This is a genomic window from Oryzihumus sp., from assembly GCF_036391795.1.
GTDB lineage: Bacteria > Actinomycetota > Actinomycetes > Actinomycetales > Dermatophilaceae > Oryzihumus.
The window spans coordinates 1-1,649 of the sequence record NZ_DASVZH010000082.1 but is presented as its reverse complement, the minus strand read 5'-3'; the positions used below and the strand labels follow the sequence as shown (position 1 = coordinate 1,649).

Annotated in this window: 2 protein-coding genes; both read right to left on the bottom strand. The window is 75.3% G+C overall.

The genetic code is table 11. From position 1 onward, the window contains the following. The coding region (locus VF825_RS04645; RefSeq protein WP_331110637.1) for a hypothetical protein at window positions 1-1,362 on the bottom strand (1,362 nt) is incomplete at its 3' end. Next, on the bottom strand, window positions 1,359-1,649 hold a 291-nt coding region (locus tag VF825_RS04640; protein ID WP_331110635.1), incomplete at its 5' end, for a hypothetical protein. The genes VF825_RS04645 and VF825_RS04640, both read right to left, overlap by 4 nt.

Sequence of the window (1,649 nt, the reverse complement as noted above, 5' to 3'; positions counted from 1 at the left end):
CCACAGGCCGATCCGCTGCTCGTCGGCGATCCCGGCGACGGCGCTGGTCACCGCGGTGCGCGTGGTCGAGAGGCGCAGGATCGAGCCGTCGTTCGGGATGGCCCAGCGCGCGAGGTCCACGAAGTAGACGTGACCGTCGGTCGCCGGGACCTCGAGCACGGCGGTGGTGAGCCTGATGCCGCTGCCCGGCGCGATCCGCATGTAGGGCGCGGCGAAGATGGCCTCGTCGGCGGACTGGGACGGCGGATTGGCCGGCGGGGGAGAGACCACCAGCGCCACGGGGACTGCCGGCACGGCGATGGGCGCCATGTACGGCATGCCGCCGGAGGGATCGGCGGCGAGGTGGCCGGTGGTCCGGTCGATCACGGCGATCCCGCACCCGACCCGCTGGGTCGCGCCGCAGCGCGTCGGGTCCAGGAAGGCGTAGACGCGGTCCACGGCCGTCGGCTGGAGGGCCTCGGCGCCGTCGCCGGCGGAGCCCGGCAGCCGCTCGCGGAGCGTCCAGGCCGCCACCAGCTTGGTGGGCGCGCGGGCGTCGAGGGCGCGCCAGGTGAAGGCGCCGGGGGGGAGCGACGTGTCCAGCTCGGCCACGCCCTCCACCGTCCCCGCGGAGGTCGGGATGGGGTCGGGGCTCGCCACGTAGAGGTACCGAGGGAGGGCGGGGTTCACCGACAGCGACACCGCGTCGAACCGGACCGGGCCGCCGCCCGCGTCGAGCGAGAGGTGCTGCACCACGGCTGGCCCGGGCAGGATCGACCCGTCGGCCTGGCGCGCGAACTCGACCACCGACAGCCGCTGACCGCTCAGCGCCGCAACCACCCGGACCCGGCCGGTGGCGGCCGTGAAGCCGCCCGCCCCGTCGGAGATCGGCACGGGCGCGGCCACCATGGCGAGCACCTCGGCGTCGGCGGCACCGGCGGCGAGGTCGACGTCGAGCGCGGGCAGCACCCGCGGATCGGCCGCCTGTCCGGGGAGGACCCAGGTCCGCACCACCTGGAGCACGCTCGAGCCGGCCGAGCGGACCACCAGCAGGTCCGCCAGCGACCCGGAAGCGGCGGAGTCGCCGAGCGAGGCGGCCAGCACGTCGGTGGGGCGCTGCTTGCCGACCACGATGGCGAGGGGCCGGAACAGGATCGGCGCGGGGACCGGCGCGTCGTCCACCGCGTCCACCAGCACGAGCTCGTCCCGGCCGGTGTTGGCCACGGCCACGTAGGGATGGAGGCCGGCGTTCTTCAGCGTGTAGCCGTTGAAGACCGCCACCGAGCCGGGCTGCCACAGGCCCAGCCCCGACTTGACCTTGTTCGAGCCGCAGCCGGCCAGGGCCCAGCAGATCGCGAGCACCGCCAGGGAGCGAGACCTCACTGAGTGACCTCCCCGATGCGGAGCGGGCGGGTGGGATCGACGGGAGACGGGACCACCCTGGCCGAGTCGGGCGCGGCGAGCGGCACGTCCACCGCAGAGATCACGGCCTCACCGAACGAGCCGACGAAGACCCGCGCCACGCCGGTGCCCAGGTCCTGCACGGCCAGCCCGAACGGCTTGCGCCCGACCTCGGGCGCGCCCGTGACCTGATCGCGGCCGAACACGCGCGCCAGCGCGCCCGCCTCGTCGTCGTAGATGGCGAGCACGCCGTCGTCGGTGGCGGTCAT